Source organism: Meridianimarinicoccus aquatilis (genome assembly GCF_004358675.1).
In the GTDB taxonomy this organism is placed as follows: domain Bacteria; phylum Pseudomonadota; class Alphaproteobacteria; order Rhodobacterales; family Rhodobacteraceae; genus Meridianimarinicoccus; species Meridianimarinicoccus aquatilis.
Genome location: NZ_SMZO01000072.1, coordinates 1 through 14,579, shown reverse-complemented (window position 1 = coordinate 14,579; position 14,579 = coordinate 1). Strand labels below are relative to the sequence as shown.

Here is a 14,579-nt window from a genome sequence, read left to right as displayed (position 1 = left end):
GATGTAGACGAACCGGCGCGTGCTGAGATCGCGGCGTTGCCAGCGGTCGTAGTCGTCCCACCAGTCAGCTTTAAGCCGAGAAATTGTCGTTGATGACAGCCCCGCTGCATTGGGGCCCAAAAGTGCGGCAAGTGCTTCGTGAAAGTCGCCAGTGGAAATGCCTTTGAGATAAAGCCAGGGCAGCAGTTCTTCGATGGATTTGGCTTTGCGCAAATAGGGCGGCAGGATTGTCGAGGTGAACCGGACTTTCTCAGCGGTGTCGCCCCGGTCTCGCACGCGCGGCACCTTGACCGGCACAGTACCGATCCCAGTCATCACCTGGCGTTCCGGCAAATGCCCGTGGCGGACAAGCCGAGCGCGACCATCCTCGATCCGGTCGCCGGAATAGGCCTCCAACAACACCGAAAGCTCTGCTTCAACTGCTTGCTGGATCAGGCTGCGCGCACCTGAACGCAGAAGGTCAGTCAACGGGTCAGCTGAAAATCCATGTGGATCGGGCAAGGTCGTGATGATAGTCTTCGTCATGTGGCATATCCTTTTCTCTGCAGAGAATTGCGGCGCGTGAACAACGCCATGATATGCCGCCCCTCAGGGGCCATCACCAACTTTCAGCTATATCTCATTTCGCCTCCCGCAGACGCGGTGCGCCGAAAGCCAGCGCTAGGACATTTTCAATCCCCATTCTAGCTCAATTCACCCCGTTCTTTCAGAGAGTGTTAATTTTCGTGTTGGATTGACCCATTTTTTTAATTTGGTGCTGACCCCTCTGAAACATGATAATCTCATGAAAAGTCGATGGAATTCTTGATGCCAGTGGGTCACGGCGTTTCGGAAAACTGGGTCAATCCCTCGCAGAATTCAACACATTTCAACAACGCGAATCACGAAAGCACATTACGAAGAGATCGCAGTATTTCCGTTCCTACGTGTCTTGAATGAAGGTCAACGATCAGTCTGCACAGACGTTCTCCAAAGATCTATGTAATCCGAGAAATCCCTTCCAACGTCAGAGCTTTTGGGGTCGGAAGCTATCGGCAAGTTCTCATCGTGATTGTAGAGTAAGGCAGCGCCTATACTTGTTCCCGTGACCGCTTCACTTGTGAAAACGGGCCGACCGGTGACAGCTTTCAACATCGCAACGTATTCGGCATTGCGTGCGAAAGGGCCTTCAACAATCGAGGGGCCCTCAGCCTCTACTAATTCAAGACAGGTCCCTGTCATCAAGGCGAGGTAGTAAGACAGTGCCACCGATCGCTGGCCCGTTCCTACCGGCGGCTCCTCATTTAGCCACTCCATTCTGCAGCCCTGGAATGGGCCAGTGTCGCATTCAACCGATGGGAGAAGCATCAAAGACCCCTGCAGCACAGAAGTGACGTCCTGTCGGGTAATCGCATAGGGATGGCCGTTTTGGATGACCTCATATTCGCGTCCACCCATGAACCGCGCGCTAGGCACCGGTTGCCCAAGCGCATTAACGTTGACGATTGTGTCGCGCGCTGGATCGAGGGGCGGGATCGCCGCCGCTTCATCGCCCATCAAAGACATTGCGATCACCCAGGTTCCTGTTGAAACCACTGCGGCTGGCTCATCCCGCGAGATGACATGCGGGTAGAGCGAGGCATTGGAATCGTGGATGCCAACACAGACGGGTGTATTCGGATCGAGCCCCGTTGTCTGCGCGATTTCCGGCAGGATCGGCCCGAGGATGTCGCTGGGCCGGCGCACTGGTGCAATCTTATCCTGAACCCCAAGGGCCGCGGGGAGGTTCGAAAATGCCCCCTTATGAGGGTCCCAAATATCCGTATGACAGCCCAGTGACGTGACATCTGTCGCGGCAATGCCTGTCAGGCGATGGCCCCAGAACTGCGGATAGGTGACGATCAGCGCCGTGCGATCCCGCAGCGTCGGGTCGGTGCTGAACTGGTAATGCAATTGTGCGCCGATGTTCAGGCCGCCAACCATTCTTGGTGATCCGGTTTGGGCAAAGTCGGGCTTGATAGCATCGTAGGCTGCGATGATCTTGGCCGGGTATTGATGTTCATAGTCGAGGATCGGCACCGCCAGCGATCCGTCCGCCGCCAGCAGCGCGGCGCAGGCGCCGTGGGTGGTGATCGAAATGGCGTCAACGCGGTGGTCGCGGTGGAAGGTTGCGAGCGCGCCCAGCAAGAACGCCCAGTGGCCATCGACATCATAGTGCGGCCAAGGCGGCCCCGGCCGCACGGCATTGGGGCGCGTGACAACGGCAACTTCGGTCAGCGTCGCCAGGTCAACAAGTGCGAGTTTTGCGTTGGTCTTGCCGATATCGATAACGGCGATGTGCTGCGGTTTGATCATGGCATGTGAAACAGTGGCGTCAAAGGCACGGCGATGGGTTCATTGTTTGGCGCGGTTGCCATGATGTCGGCCATGTGGGCCCACCATTTCTGCATGATCGGATGGTTCGGAAGATCGTCCATTGTGTGCCCGTCCGCGCGGGTCAAGACGCCGATCAGGTGGCCAGTGCTTTCATCCAGATGGATCGAGTAGTCGCTGACACCGGCACCGTGCAACAGATCGACCAGTTCTGGCCAGATCGCGTCATGGCGGCGTTTGTATTCATCCGCCATATTGTCGTTCAGGGTCATGCGGAACACATAACGCGCGCTCATGCTTTGCGCCTTGTGGCGGCCATGGCCCAGAGACGCGGCAGGGCAATTACGCCAATCAGCAGCAGCCCGATAAAGATCGACATGACGATGCCCGGCACGTTGAGCAGGCCAAGGCCGAAGGTCACAAGACCCATGACAAATGCCGCGATGACAACGCCCGGTATCGTGCCAGAGCCGCCAAGGATGTTGACGCCGCCAAGGACGACCATCGTGACCACCTCAAGCTCCATCCCCGTGGCGATGCTTGGGCGGGTGGACCCGAGACGTGAGGTCAGGCAGACCGCCGCTACGCCAGACATCAGACCTGTCAGCAGGAACAGGATAAACTTCACCCGCTGCACGCGGATGCCACTGAACAGCGCGCCGGTCGGGTTGTTGCCGATGGCATAGACCACGCGTCCAAAGTTGGTTTTGTGCAGCAGCACGGCGTAGATCGCAGCGATGATCACAAACAGCAGCATTTCCACCGTAAATACCCAGTAGATATAACCCTGCCCGAACCACGAAAAGCTGGACGGATAGCCGCTATAAGATCCGTCCCCGAGGATGATATAACTGATGCCGCGAAACAGGCTCATGGTGCCGATGGTCACGACGATGGACGGCAGGCCGAGGATGGTCACGAACACGCCGTTGAACGCCCCGCACAGAAGGCCGACGGTCAGGCCGATCATCACAAGTTCCGGCGTCCCCGCGCCATGCTGCATCGCCAATCCCATTGCGGTGCTGGCCAGCGCGATGATCGAGGCCACGGAGAGATCAATCTCGCCCGAGATGATCAGCAGCGCCATCGCAAAAGCGATCATCGCCTTTTCGGTGAAGTTGAACGTCGCATCGCTGAGGTTCCATGCATTCAGGAAGTAGGGAGAGGCGAAGCTGTTTACGACAAAGATCGCGATGGCCACGGCCAGCAACAGGGCTTCCCAGCTTTTGAAAATCCGGGCAGCGCGGCTGTTCAGGCGATCAGGGATATGGCGGGTGGTTGCTGTATCCGTCATTGGGTGGCCTCGGCAGATTTGAGAATGATGCGGCCTTTGGCGCGGCCGGACCGTGCGTTGAATGCAACGGCAATCAGGATGGCAGAGCCGGAAATGGCGAGCTGCCAGAACGGCGAGATGTTGACGACAGGCAGAGCGTTTTTGACTACGCCAAGGAAGATCGCGCCCAGCACGGCCCCCCCGACGGACCCGATGCCACCGGCAATAGAAATCCCCCCAATGACACAAGCCGCCACTACTTCGAGTTCGAACCCGCCCGCAATGTCGACGTAAGCCACGGCATAGCGTGCGACCCATAGATATCCTGTCAGACCCGCCAGCGCGCCTGCTACCACGAAGGCCCAGAACTGCGTCTTACCGACATTGATCCCAGTGTAGACAGCGGCGTGCGGGTTGCCACCCACGGCAAAGATCGATCGTCCGAACTGGGTGCGCGCCATCATAATCCCGAAGACGATAACGGTGAAGATCGCAATCCATGACAAGACAGGCAGACCAAGAAAGACAGTGCGAGGGAACCCTGTAAAAGCGGCGCTCATTTCATGGGAATTGACCCATTTTCCGTCTGAAATCAAAAAAATTATTCCGCGGAAGATGGTCATGGTGCCAAGGGTCACAACAATCGGCGGGATCGACAGTTTCCACACAAGCACGCCATTAATGGCCCCCATAAACGCGCCCATGAGAACTGCGATTGCTATGATAACGGGGATCGGCAAGCCGGGCATGGCGACGTTTATCATTGCCGCAGCCATTCCTGTTAGGGCTAGGTTCGCCGCCACAGACAGATCAATACAGCGGGTCAGGATCACCACCATTTGCCCAAGCGCAAGGATGATCAGCGGAGCCGTGTCATTGAACACATTCGCCAGATTTGACGGTGCGACAAAGCCCGAGAAACGTGATGCAACAAGGACAAGCAGGATCAGGATCGCGCTGCCAAGAATGGCTTCGCGCACAGGAATGAAACGCATCATTGGGCAACGCTTTCTGTTGGGGTTGTTATGCCAGCCGCATGGCGCACCAGTATTTCTGGGGTCACTTCGTCACCAGTCAATTCCGATGCGATCAACCCGTCACGCATCACGATGACTCGGTCGGACATTCCAATGATTTCAGGGATTTCAGAACTGACCATAATGACGGACAACCCCTGTGCGGCCAGCTCGGCCATGAATTCATGAACGGCCGCTTTTGATCCGATGTCGATGCCTTTGGTTGGCTCGTCCAAAATGATGACCTGCGGCTGCGTCGCCAGCCATTTGGCAATGACGACCTTTTGTTGGTTACCCCCCGAAAGGTTGCCAATGTCTTGGTCCAATGATGCTGCACGCAGGTCAAGCCGCTCGGCGTATTCGCGGGCCAGTTTAAATTCTTCGGCCAGTTGCAAGAACCCATTCCTAGACGTTCGACCAAGTGACGGCAGCGTTATGTTCTGAAAAATTGGCAACCCGATCACCGCGCCCTGTTTGCCGCGATCTTCGGGGACATAAACAATGCCGTTGTCCACCGCTTCGGCGGGAGAGCGGATGACCTTGATATCTCCGTTCACGCGGCATAAGCCCTTGGAGGGTTTGGTGATTCCAAAAAACGCCTGCATGAATTCGGATCGCCCTGCGCCGACCAAGCCGTAGAAACCGAGAATTTCACCACGTTTCAATTCGAAATTGATGTCGGCAAATTCGGTTGGGTGGGTATATCCAACGACCTTGAGGACTTCTTCGCCGACATCGTGGTCGCGGTCCGGAAAAATCTGATCAACAGAGCGCCCGACCATCATTGTCACCAGGTCGCCCTCGGTAATGTCAGCAATCAAGCCGTCGCCGACAAACCCACCGTCACGGAACACGGTATAGCGGTCGGCGATACGGAAAATCTCGTCGAACTTATGGCTGATAAACAAGATCGCCTTGCCCTGCGCTTTCAGGGTTTCAACAAGCTCGTACAGTTCTTCGATCTCTTTGTGGGACAGTGCCGCGGTGGGTTCGTCCATGATGACAACGCGGGCATCCACCGAAAGCGCACGGGCAATTGCCACAAGGTGTTTATTGGCAATTCCCAATTCGCGAAGTTGGGTGTGGCTGCTGAAAGGCGCACCGATGTCGGCCAGTAGTTTGGCAGCGTTACGGTGCATTTGGGCGGTGTCGATCAGCCCGAAACGATTGCGCGGAGCGTGGCCGATGTAGATATTTTCTGCGACGGATAATTCGTCAAACAGGACGGTTTCCTGATGGATCGCGGTGATCCCTGCCTTGGCTGCGTCGTTAGGAGATCCAAACGTCACGGGATCACCATCGATACGAATGGTGCCGCCATCAGTTTGATAGATACCTGTCAGAATCTTGACGGTCGTCGACTTGCCCGCGCCGTTTTCCCCAACAAGAGCCGTGACCTGACCGGGGTAAAGATCCAGCTTGACCTGGTCGAGCGCTTTGACACCCGGGAAGGTTTTCGTGATCAGGTCCATCGATACAACGGCAGACGGACTGGCGGGCGCAAAATGCGTCGTCATCGGGTAGCCTCGTTCAAGCGGGGGAGAGTTTGGGGCAGTGTTTGGTCCGGCGCACTGCAGCGCCGGACCAGTAGGAGGTGTTTAGAAGATCGACTTGAAGTCGTCGATGTTACTGGCGTCGTAAACGAATGGATCGGCCATCGCGCCTTCGTTGTTTTCATCCAGCGTCAGCGTACCCATGCGGCCCATCGGGATTTCCGCGCCGGGAGCGGCTTCTACACCGTTCTGGCTCAGTTCATAGGCCAGCATCGTTGCCGAGTAACCCAGATCGATCGGGTTCCAGATCGCAAAGGACTGCGACGCACCCGATTCAATCGCGCCGGCCATCTCGGATGGCAGACCTAGGCCCGTGACGTTGACTTCGCCAACTTTGCCCGCGTCCACAACAGCTTGTGCCGCAGCAACGATGCCCACCGATGTGGGCGCAATAATCGCGTCTAGATCAGGGTAGGACTGCATCAGGCCAGTGGCTTCGCGGTAGGATTTATCTGCGAGATCGTCACCGTAGACCGTGGCGACAACTTCGATACCGGGATAGTCACCCATAACGTTGTTCATCTCTTCCATCCAGATGTTCTGGTTGGTGGAGGTCGTCGTCGCAGACAACAGCGCAACTTCGCCGCCATCGGGCAGGTGGTCTGCGGCTAGTTTGATGATCATGTTACCGATCAGCGGGTTGGACGAAGGGTTCAGGTGCAGCTGGCGCCCATCGGGGGCCACGCCAGAATCCCAGCTGATCACGGTGATTCCGCGCTGCATCGCGCGCTGCAAAACGGGAACCAGAGCATCAGTGTCATTGGACGAGACCGCAATCGCGTCGACCTGCTGCGCGATAAGCGCGTTGATGACTTCAATCTGGCCTTCCGCGGTTGTGTCTGTCGGACCTGTATAGATGATCTCGACGTTGCCCAGCTCTTCGGCGGCTTCTTGTGCGCCTTCATTGGCAGCTTCAAAGAACCCGATGCCGAGCGCTTTGACGACCAGCGCGATGCGCACGTCGTCTTGTGCAAATGCAGGTGTGCCGAACATTGCGCCGGCCAATGCAACGGATGTTGCCAGTTTCTTAATTACACTCATGGTTTCCTCCCTGGAGTGGTTGCGTTCGGGTTGGCTACGAGGCCACCCCGTCTTTCTGTGCAGCGCCAATCGGCACCACGGTCAGCGATACATCGGCCGCCTCAAGCATAGCCGCAGTGCGGTCGTCGATGCCGTCGTCGGTGATGATTGTGTCGATACGCTCAAGCGGACACAGCACGAGACTTGAACGGTTTTCGAATTTGGAGCTGTCGACCAGAACGATCAACTCTTCGGCCTGACCAATCAGTTTCTGTTCCGCCTGAATCAACAGCGGATCCTGTTCCATCAGGCCAAGCGGCCCGATGCCCTGGGCGCCCATAAACATGCGTTTGGCATAGAAATTTCGCGTCACGTCGTTATCGAAGGGGGACAGGATGATGTTCTGTTCACGGTAGATAATCCCGCCAGACAGCATCACCGTGTTCTGCGTATTCTTCAGAAGATGCTCTGCAATCGGGAACGAGTTGGTAAAGACCTGCACGCGGCGCGACGCCAGCGGGTGGACCATCTGAAAGGTCGTGGTGCCACCGTTGATGATGATCGGCTCGCCGTCGTCGCACATTTCAACAGCGGCTGCGGCAATTGCCTGCTTTTCAGCGATATGCATCGTTTCGTTTATGGAAAAAGGACGTCCTGCCAGTCCGACGAACGGCTTGGACGCAATGGCCTCTGCCCCGCCGCGCACACGGCGCAGGCGTTTTTGCTCGTCCAGCGTGTTGATGTCACGGCGTATCGTCGCCTCGGATGCTCCAGTGAGGGAGCACAGATCAATCACAGTCACCAAAGAGCGATCTTGTACGGCTGAGAGGATAACGCGGTGGCGGTCGTTCTCGTGCATGGGTGGTCCTTTCGTCGGTCAAATTGGGTCGAATCGCGGCGCCCTGTCAATCATAAATTTTCATTTTCAATCATTCTGCGGTGCAGAATGATTGTTTTTGATGTAAAATGATTGACTTTAGATTTGTGGCCCGTCAGCTTGCAGCCAACAAATTTACTTTAACCCGCCCTCGACGGAGACACACATGACCGCTTCGAAATCGAATCAACACCTTGAAAATAAATGGGATGTGGCCAAAGCCGAGAAGATGAGCGAGCCCGAGAAGCTTTTGTATCGTTCAAACCTTCTCGGATCAGATAAGCGAATCACAAACTACGGCGGCGGGAATACGTCTGCGAAGGTGATGCAAAAGGACCCGCTGTCCGGCGACATGGTTGAGGTTCTGTGGGTCAAAGGGTCTGGCGGTGACGTTGGTTCGATCAAGATGGACGGGTTTTCGACCCTCTATATGGACAAGCTAAACGCCTTGCGCGGCATTTACCGCGGGGTCGAGTTCGAAGATGAGATGGTGGGCTACCTGCCCCACTGCACATTCAACCTGAATCCGCGCGCGGCCTCTATCGATACGCCTTTGCACGCCTATGTGCCGCAAAAACACGTCGACCACATGCACCCCGATGCGATCATCGCGATTGCAGCGGCCAAGGACAGCAAGGCGCTGACGCAACAGATTTTCGGCGACAGCATTGGTTGGTTGCCGTGGAAAAAACCCGGTTACGAACTGGGCCTGTGGCTGTCGGATTACTGCGAAAAGAACCCCGATGCGAAAGGCGTCGTGCTGGAGAGTCACGGGCTGTTCACGTGGGCCGACGACGCGAAAGACTGCTATGAGCTGACGCTCGAAATCATTCAAAAAGCGATGGACTGGTTCGAGTCGGAGACCACAGGCAAAGACGCATTTGGCGGTGCTGTGCATAAAAGCCTGTCCGCAGACAAACGCCGCGCCACGGCTGCACGGCTAATGCCCGCCATTCGAGGGTTCGTATCCGGCCAACAGCATATGGTCGGCCATTTCACCGACAGCGACGCGGTGCTGGAATTCGTCAACGCCAAAGACATGGAACGTCTGGCTGCCTTGGGCACATCCTGCCCCGACCACTTCCTGCGCACGAAAATTTGCCCGTTGGTGGTGGATTTCGACCCCGCCAAGCCGGACGTGGACGCGACGATTGAAGGGCTTCAAGCGGCGGTTGCCGAATATCGCAAAGGCTATCAGGCATATTACAACCGCTGCAAAAAAGACGACAGTCCCGCGATCCGCGATCCTAACGCCGTAGTCTATCTAATCCCTGGCGTCGGAATGATCACCTTCGCCAAAGACAAAGCCACAGCCCGCATTTCCGGCGAATTCTATGTCAATGCGATCAACGTGATGCGTGGTGCGGATGCCGTGTCCGAGTATCAGGGCCTGCCCGAACAAGAGGCTTTCGACATCGAATACTGGCTTCTGGAAGAGGCAAAGTTGCAGCGCATGCCTGCGCCAAAATCCATGGCAGGCCGTGTGGCGCTGGTCACTGGCGGAGCTGGCGGCATCGGTGCTGCGACGGCGGAACGCTACCTTCGCGAAGGCGCTTGCGTGATGCTGGCCGATATCGACGACGCGGCCTTGGCCAAAACCTACGACGAGTTAAGCGGCAAATACTCTGCTGACGTCGTGCGCACCGTGAATATGAACGTGACGGACGAAACAGCCGTCGCAAATGCCTACAGCACCATCGCTGCAGAGTTTGGCGGTGTGGATATTCTGGTCAGCAACGCAGGCATCGCCAGCTCTGCCCCGATTGAGGAAACCTCGCTCGATCTGTGGAACAAGAACATGGCGATCCTGTCGACGGGGTATTTCCTTGTCAGCCGCGAGGCGTTCAAACTGTTCAAGGCGCAGGACATGGGTGGGGCCGTTGTCTTCGTGGCCTCTAAAAACGGATTGGCCGCGTCGCCAAATGCGGCCGCCTACTGCACGGCCAAGGCGAGCGAAATCCATCTCGCCCGCTGCCTGGCCCTTGAAGGTGCGCCACTGGGTGTGCGTGTGAATGTGGTGAACCCTGATGCGGTGCTGAAGGGCTCAAAAATCTGGCAGGGCGAATGGCTGGATCAACGCGCTGGCACCTATGGCACCGACAAAGACGGACTTGAGGAAATGTACCGCGAGCGATCCATGCTGAAACGGTCCGTCCTGCCCGAAGATATCGCAGAGGCTGCATATTTCCTTGCCTCTGATTTGTCGGCGAAATCCACAGGCAACATCATCAACGTCGATGCCGGCAACAAAGAGGCGTTCACGCGCTAAGCGTGAACGTGTTAGGGAGGATCAATTATGAGCTATGAAAGCGCGAAAGCCGCCTTTGCCGATTGGGGTGTGGACACCGAAGCAGCCCTTGCGAAGCTGGCGGAGGTTCCGATTTCCATGCATTGCTGGCAGGGCGATGATGTTGTCGGGTTTGAAAAGAGATCTGGCAGCTCGAGTGGCGGGATTCAAGCGACAGGCAACCATCCTGGCCGCGCCCGCACACCGGATGAATTGCGCGCCGATCTGGAATTTTCCTACAGCATGATTCCGGGCAGTCACCGCCTGAACCTGCACGCCTGTTATCTGGACACGGACCAGAACCCGGACCGCGACGCGATTGAATTCAACCATTTCGCACCGTGGGTGGATTGGGCCAAAGACCAAGGGCTCGGCCTTGACTTCAACCCGACGTTTTTTGCCCACGAAAAGGCAGACGACAACCTGACCCTTAGCCATCCCGACCAAGGTATTCGTGATTTCTGGATCGAACACGGCAAGCGGTCGCGCGATATTGCGGCGCAAATAGGCGCGGTGCTTGGGTCACCCGTCGTCAATAACATCTGGGTTCCAGACGGCTACAAAGACACGCCCGTTGATCGTTTTGCACCGCGCAAACGGTTGGAACAATCTTTGGATGCGATGATGGCCACATCACACGACAAGGCGGAGATGCTGGACGCTGTCGAAAGCAAATTGTTCGGCATCGGGGTCGAAGCCTGCACCGTGGGCAGCCATGAATTCTACATGGGCTACGCGATCCGTAACGAAACGCTTTTGTGCCTCGACATGGGGCACTTTCACCCGACCGAAAACGTGGCTGACAAGCTCAGTTCGGTCGCCCTGTCTATCGATGAAATTCTGTTGCACGTCAGCCGCCCGATGCGGTGGGATAGTGACCACGTCATTCTGCTGGACGACTCGATCATGCAAATGGCGCAGGAGCTGGTCAGCGCCGATCTTTTGCAGCGCACGCACATCGGGCTCGACTTCTTCGATGCCACGATCAGCCGCACAGCGGCTTGGGTCATCGGTACGCGGAATATGCAAAAGGCCTTGCTGCGCGCACTGCTGGCGCCGTGGGGACAACTGAAGTCGGTTGAAGATAACCTCGACTACACATCGCGCCTCGTTGCGACAGAAGAGATCAAAGACCTGCCCTATGCCACAGTTTGGGCTGAGTTCTGTAGCCGGATGGACGTGCCTTCAGGCAAACCTCTCGCAGCAGCGCTCGCCCAATATCAGACGAGTGTAGAGGGGCGCGGTTAGGAAGCCGCGCGGAAAATACCGACGGGTCAAGCCCGAATACCCTTTGATCAGTCGCCTTCCAACTCGACTCAACATTGGCCTAAGCCTCATGTAGGTTGGCACCAATCGAGAACGGGAATGGTTGGCCCGTAAACATAACGAAACGTTGATAAGGATCTTGAGACCGAACATACAAACACAATGCAGCATTGCTCAAAATGGGCTCACTGCCGCCGTTAGATCGTCCGCATCATTGACGCGCCATCAGCGACACGGACGGCCCATAGCTGCCATTGAGCTTTCAGCGATTTAACGATTTCCCCTTGGAGCTACATCAGCGCACAGTTAGAGTTTTGCGAGTGCAACTTACGCGACTAACGGGTGGGAACTTTTTTGATGAACGAAGAAATCGCGGAGATCGACAAAGACGCGGAAATCGCTGATCCTGATGCAACGTTCCCACCAAACAGAGATGTGGTCACTCAGAACTACGATCTTGTTGTGGGATCACTTATGCAACAGATCGAAAGTTCTGACATCGTGCTTCGTCCCTCATTTCAGAGAGGTTACGTATGGTCCAACGCAACTGCGTCGCGCCTTATAGAATCTGTTATTCTGAACGTGCCAATTCCACCTTGTTATCTTTCGCAGAATGACGATTTCGAACTAGACGTCATTGACGGGCAGCAGCGCCTGCAATCAATATATCGCTTCACGGGCAATCAATTCGCGCTTTCTTCGTTGGCGATTACTAAAGAGCTGAACGGTTTGCGGTTTCATCAATTGCCTACCAAAATCCAGCGTCAGATTAAGACTCATACAATTAGATGTGTCATGATTACCAACAAATCTCATTCTGACGTCAAATTTGATATTTTCGAAAGGCTAAACTCAAACACTTCAACACTAAATGCACAAGAGTTGAGAAACTGCATCTATCGAGGGGACTTTAATGACTTACTCCGGAAGATAGCCGAGCGGCCTGCATGGTTGAAAATATTGGGAAGGAAGGTCGCAGATAAGAGAATGAAAGGTGAAGAGACAATATTGCGGCACTTTGCATTCAAGCGATTGGGGCTTGCCACTTACCGAACGCCACTCAGAAACTGGCTGAATGATGCAGCTGAGCATGGGAGGAAATTGCCTCAAGAAGAAATGATGAAGTTTGATGTTCAATGGGAGCATATGATATCTGTTTCTACAGCTTGGTTTGATCCATCAGAATGCTTTCGTAGGCCAAAAAGTAAACCGATTAACAAGGCTTTATTTGACCTAGTTGCTCTGGCGGCGAGCGAAATTTCTATGGAAAAAGCGTCAGCAAGCCGGGATAAATTTCGTGAGACTTATTTTAATCTTTTGGAAAATGAAGAATTTGAAGACCTGATTTCTCGTGCAGTCGATCACAAGAAACGAACAGAGAGAAGGTTCGCTCTTTGGCAGCAAAGCTTTGACTGGTTGGTTAACTAGCGTGGCGAGATATACGACCGCTTATTCAGCGCTGGTAGTTCGGCTTGGTGAAGTCGAGACTCTACTGAAAATGGCGAGAGGGTTCGAGCGCAAGAATGCGGCACAATATGCTCAAGAAATAAATGCGCTTTGCCGAGGGGCTATCGTCCTTCTGTCCAGCCACATTGAAGGGTATACAAAGGAAGTTGGGGAGCTAACTTTGGCAAGGATTTACGAAAAATCAGTTTGCCGCTCCAAAGTATCTAACATTGTATCTTACCATGCCTCTCGCGATATTATTTCAGAAATCAAAGACACCTCCGATGCTGAAAAGCTTGCTTTGAAAATCGTGACCTTTGTAGAGCGAGATCTTTCTATTTGGGAGCAAATAGGCCCCCACCCAGAACCCATATCGGAAGAAAGATTTAACAAAAGCTTCTCTTCACCGTCTTTTCAGAAAATTGCCTCATACATCAACCGATTCGGTTATTCTAGCTTTAAAAGAGATCTGAACACTAAGATGCAGGGCGACTACTTGCCTGCTAGAAATTTGATCGATCATATAGTGGATGTTCGTAATAAAATTGCGCATGGTGATCCAATCTTGTCGAAGACGCCTACAGATCTTCTTGAAACGATACCGATGGTCAAAAAATTCTGTCGAACTACCGACGACCTTTTTGCTGATTGGTGCAAAACAAACATCTGTAATATTCGCTGAAACAACCGGAAGGCTAGGCTGGCTACTCCACGCAACATCCTAGGTCTTGCACTCGCGGCGAAGGTCCGCAATCCGCCGCTCTTGTCGGCGCAGGTCTTTGCACAGTAGTCTGGCCCGGAATTTCGAACGGGCTCTCGCCCCCAAGTTCGACAAAATCTGCCGGCATTTCCCCAAATCGGCGCGGCTGCCTGAGTCATATCAATGAGTTAGCGGTGCGGTTTGGGCAAAGCGCTGTAGTCACACGTGCAGGGTTCTTATCGGCTTGTGAGCAATGCCATTAGGATGTATTCTGTAGGCATGTTTGTGCGGATCAACAAAAGCGGTGAGCGGCGCTATCTGCAGGTCGTCGAGTCCTACCGCAATGAGGCCGGCCAGCCGCGCCATCGTGTGGTTGCCAACCTTGGGCGCATCGATGGCATGGAAGATGGCCATCTCGACACTTTGATCCGTGGCCTGTGCCGCGTGGCCGGACGGGATGAGCCTGCGGCCCTGGAGATCACACATGCGCCGGCCAAGGCCTTTGGAGATGTCTTCGCGCTTCACGCGCTGTGGAAAGATCTCGGTTTTGATCGCGCTCTGGGGCGCGCGCTTCGATCCGGAAAGCGGAAGCTGGATGTCGAGGCGCTTGTGCGCGCCATGGTCTTCAACCGTCTTTGCGACCCAACAAGCAAGCTCGGCTGCCTGCGCTGGCTGGACACCGTGGCCATGCCCGAGATGCCGCCCCAGGTCGAGCACCACCACCTTCTGCGCGCCATGGACGCGCTCATGGACAATGTCGATCGGGTGGAGGCCGAGCTGGCCAAACAG

12 protein-coding genes and 1 pseudogene are annotated in these 14,579 nt (G+C 55.2%); 5 read left to right on the top strand and 8 right to left on the bottom strand.

From position 1 onward, the window contains the following. The 8 genes from E2L05_RS18505 to E2L05_RS18470 all read right to left on the bottom strand — a co-directional run. On the bottom strand, window positions 1–525 hold a 525-nt coding region (locus E2L05_RS18505; protein WP_208016242.1), incomplete at its 3' end, for a transposase. Window positions 526–942: 417 nt separating this feature from the next. Next, the gene (locus E2L05_RS18500) at window positions 943–2,334 is read right to left on the bottom strand and encodes an FGGY-family carbohydrate kinase (RefSeq protein WP_133344326.1); all 1,392 of its coding nucleotides are present in this window, start codon (window positions 2,332–2,334) and stop codon (window positions 943–945) included. Then, window positions 2,331–2,648 carry an L-rhamnose mutarotase gene (locus tag E2L05_RS18495; RefSeq protein WP_133344323.1) on the bottom strand — a complete coding sequence of 106 codons (318 nt, stop codon included), beginning with the start codon at window positions 2,646–2,648 and terminating at the stop codon, window positions 2,331–2,333. The genes E2L05_RS18500 and E2L05_RS18495 overlap by 4 nt, the downstream gene beginning before the upstream one ends. Continuing rightward, on the bottom strand, window positions 2,645–3,646 hold the full coding sequence (locus E2L05_RS18490) for an ABC transporter permease (protein WP_133344321.1): 1,002 nt from the start codon (window positions 3,644–3,646) through the stop codon (window positions 2,645–2,647). Before E2L05_RS18490 ends, E2L05_RS18495 begins: the two co-directional genes overlap by 4 nt. After that, the gene (locus E2L05_RS18485) at window positions 3,643–4,623 is read right to left on the bottom strand and encodes an ABC transporter permease (protein ID WP_133344319.1); all 981 of its coding nucleotides are present in this window, start codon (window positions 4,621–4,623) and stop codon (window positions 3,643–3,645) included. Before E2L05_RS18485 ends, E2L05_RS18490 begins: the two co-directional genes overlap by 4 nt. Continuing rightward, window positions 4,620–6,158, bottom strand: coding sequence for a sugar ABC transporter ATP-binding protein (locus tag E2L05_RS18480; RefSeq protein ID WP_133344317.1), 1,539 nt, complete (start codon window positions 6,156–6,158; stop codon window positions 4,620–4,622). The genes E2L05_RS18485 and E2L05_RS18480 overlap by 4 nt, the downstream gene beginning before the upstream one ends. Window positions 6,159–6,239: 81 nt before the next feature. Further along, window positions 6,240–7,235: a rhamnose ABC transporter substrate-binding protein gene (gene rhaS / locus E2L05_RS18475; RefSeq protein ID WP_133344315.1), complete on the bottom strand. Its 996-nt coding sequence runs from the start codon at window positions 7,233–7,235 to the stop codon at window positions 6,240–6,242. A 34-nt stretch (window positions 7,236–7,269) separates the two neighbouring features. Next, window positions 7,270–8,073 carry a DeoR/GlpR family DNA-binding transcription regulator gene (locus tag E2L05_RS18470; RefSeq protein ID WP_133344313.1) on the bottom strand — a complete coding sequence of 268 codons (804 nt, stop codon included), beginning with the start codon at window positions 8,071–8,073 and terminating at the stop codon, window positions 7,270–7,272. A 184-nt stretch (window positions 8,074–8,257) separates the two neighbouring features. Between E2L05_RS18470 and E2L05_RS18465 the strand changes: the two genes are divergently transcribed. From E2L05_RS18465 to E2L05_RS18445, 5 genes and pseudogenes are all read left to right on the top strand, one after another. Next, window positions 8,258–10,360, top strand: a complete 2,103-nt coding sequence (locus tag E2L05_RS18465; RefSeq protein ID WP_133344311.1) for a bifunctional rhamnulose-1-phosphate aldolase/short-chain dehydrogenase — start codon at window positions 8,258–8,260, stop codon at window positions 10,358–10,360. A gap of 27 nt (window positions 10,361–10,387) precedes the next feature. Next, entirely contained in the window at window positions 10,388–11,626 is a 1,239-nt protein-coding gene (locus E2L05_RS18460) for an L-rhamnose isomerase (RefSeq protein ID WP_133344309.1), read from the top strand. A 375-nt stretch (window positions 11,627–12,001) separates the two neighbouring features. Further along, a complete protein-coding gene (locus tag E2L05_RS18455) occupies window positions 12,002–13,072 on the top strand; it encodes a DUF262 domain-containing protein (RefSeq protein ID WP_133344307.1) in 1,071 nt (356 codons plus the stop codon). Further along, entirely contained in the window at window positions 12,996–13,772 is a 777-nt protein-coding gene (locus E2L05_RS18450) for an MAE_28990/MAE_18760 family HEPN-like nuclease (RefSeq protein ID WP_133344305.1), read from the top strand. Before E2L05_RS18455 ends, E2L05_RS18450 begins: the two co-directional genes overlap by 77 nt. A 297-nt stretch (window positions 13,773–14,069) precedes the next feature. After that, window positions 14,070–14,579: pseudogene (locus tag E2L05_RS18445) on the top strand (IS1634 family transposase); the annotation flags it as partial.

Excerpts from the sequence above, each read along its gene's own strand:
- E2L05_RS18500 (WP_133344326.1), bottom strand. The coding sequence starts at position 2,334 with ATGATCAAACCGCAGCACATCGCCGTTATCGATATCGGCAAGACCAAC.
- E2L05_RS18495 (WP_133344323.1), bottom strand. The coding sequence starts at position 2,648 with ATGAGCGCGCGTTATGTGTTCCGCATGACCCTGAACGACAATATGGCG.
- E2L05_RS18490 (WP_133344321.1), bottom strand. The coding sequence starts at position 3,646 with ATGACGGATACAGCAACCACCCGCCATATCCCTGATCGCCTGAACAGC.
- E2L05_RS18485 (WP_133344319.1), bottom strand. The coding sequence starts at position 4,623 with ATGATGCGTTTCATTCCTGTGCGCGAAGCCATTCTTGGCAGCGCGATC.
- E2L05_RS18480 (WP_133344317.1), bottom strand. The coding sequence starts at position 6,158 with ATGACGACGCATTTTGCGCCCGCCAGTCCGTCTGCCGTTGTATCGATG.
- rhaS (WP_133344315.1), bottom strand. The coding sequence starts at position 7,235 with ATGAGTGTAATTAAGAAACTGGCAACATCCGTTGCATTGGCCGGCGCA.
- E2L05_RS18470 (WP_133344313.1), bottom strand. The coding sequence starts at position 8,073 with ATGCACGAGAACGACCGCCACCGCGTTATCCTCTCAGCCGTACAAGAT.
- E2L05_RS18465 (WP_133344311.1), top strand. The coding sequence starts at position 8,258 with ATGACCGCTTCGAAATCGAATCAACACCTTGAAAATAAATGGGATGTG.
- E2L05_RS18460 (WP_133344309.1), top strand. The coding sequence starts at position 10,388 with ATGAGCTATGAAAGCGCGAAAGCCGCCTTTGCCGATTGGGGTGTGGAC.
- E2L05_RS18455 (WP_133344307.1), top strand. The coding sequence starts at position 12,002 with ATGAACGAAGAAATCGCGGAGATCGACAAAGACGCGGAAATCGCTGAT.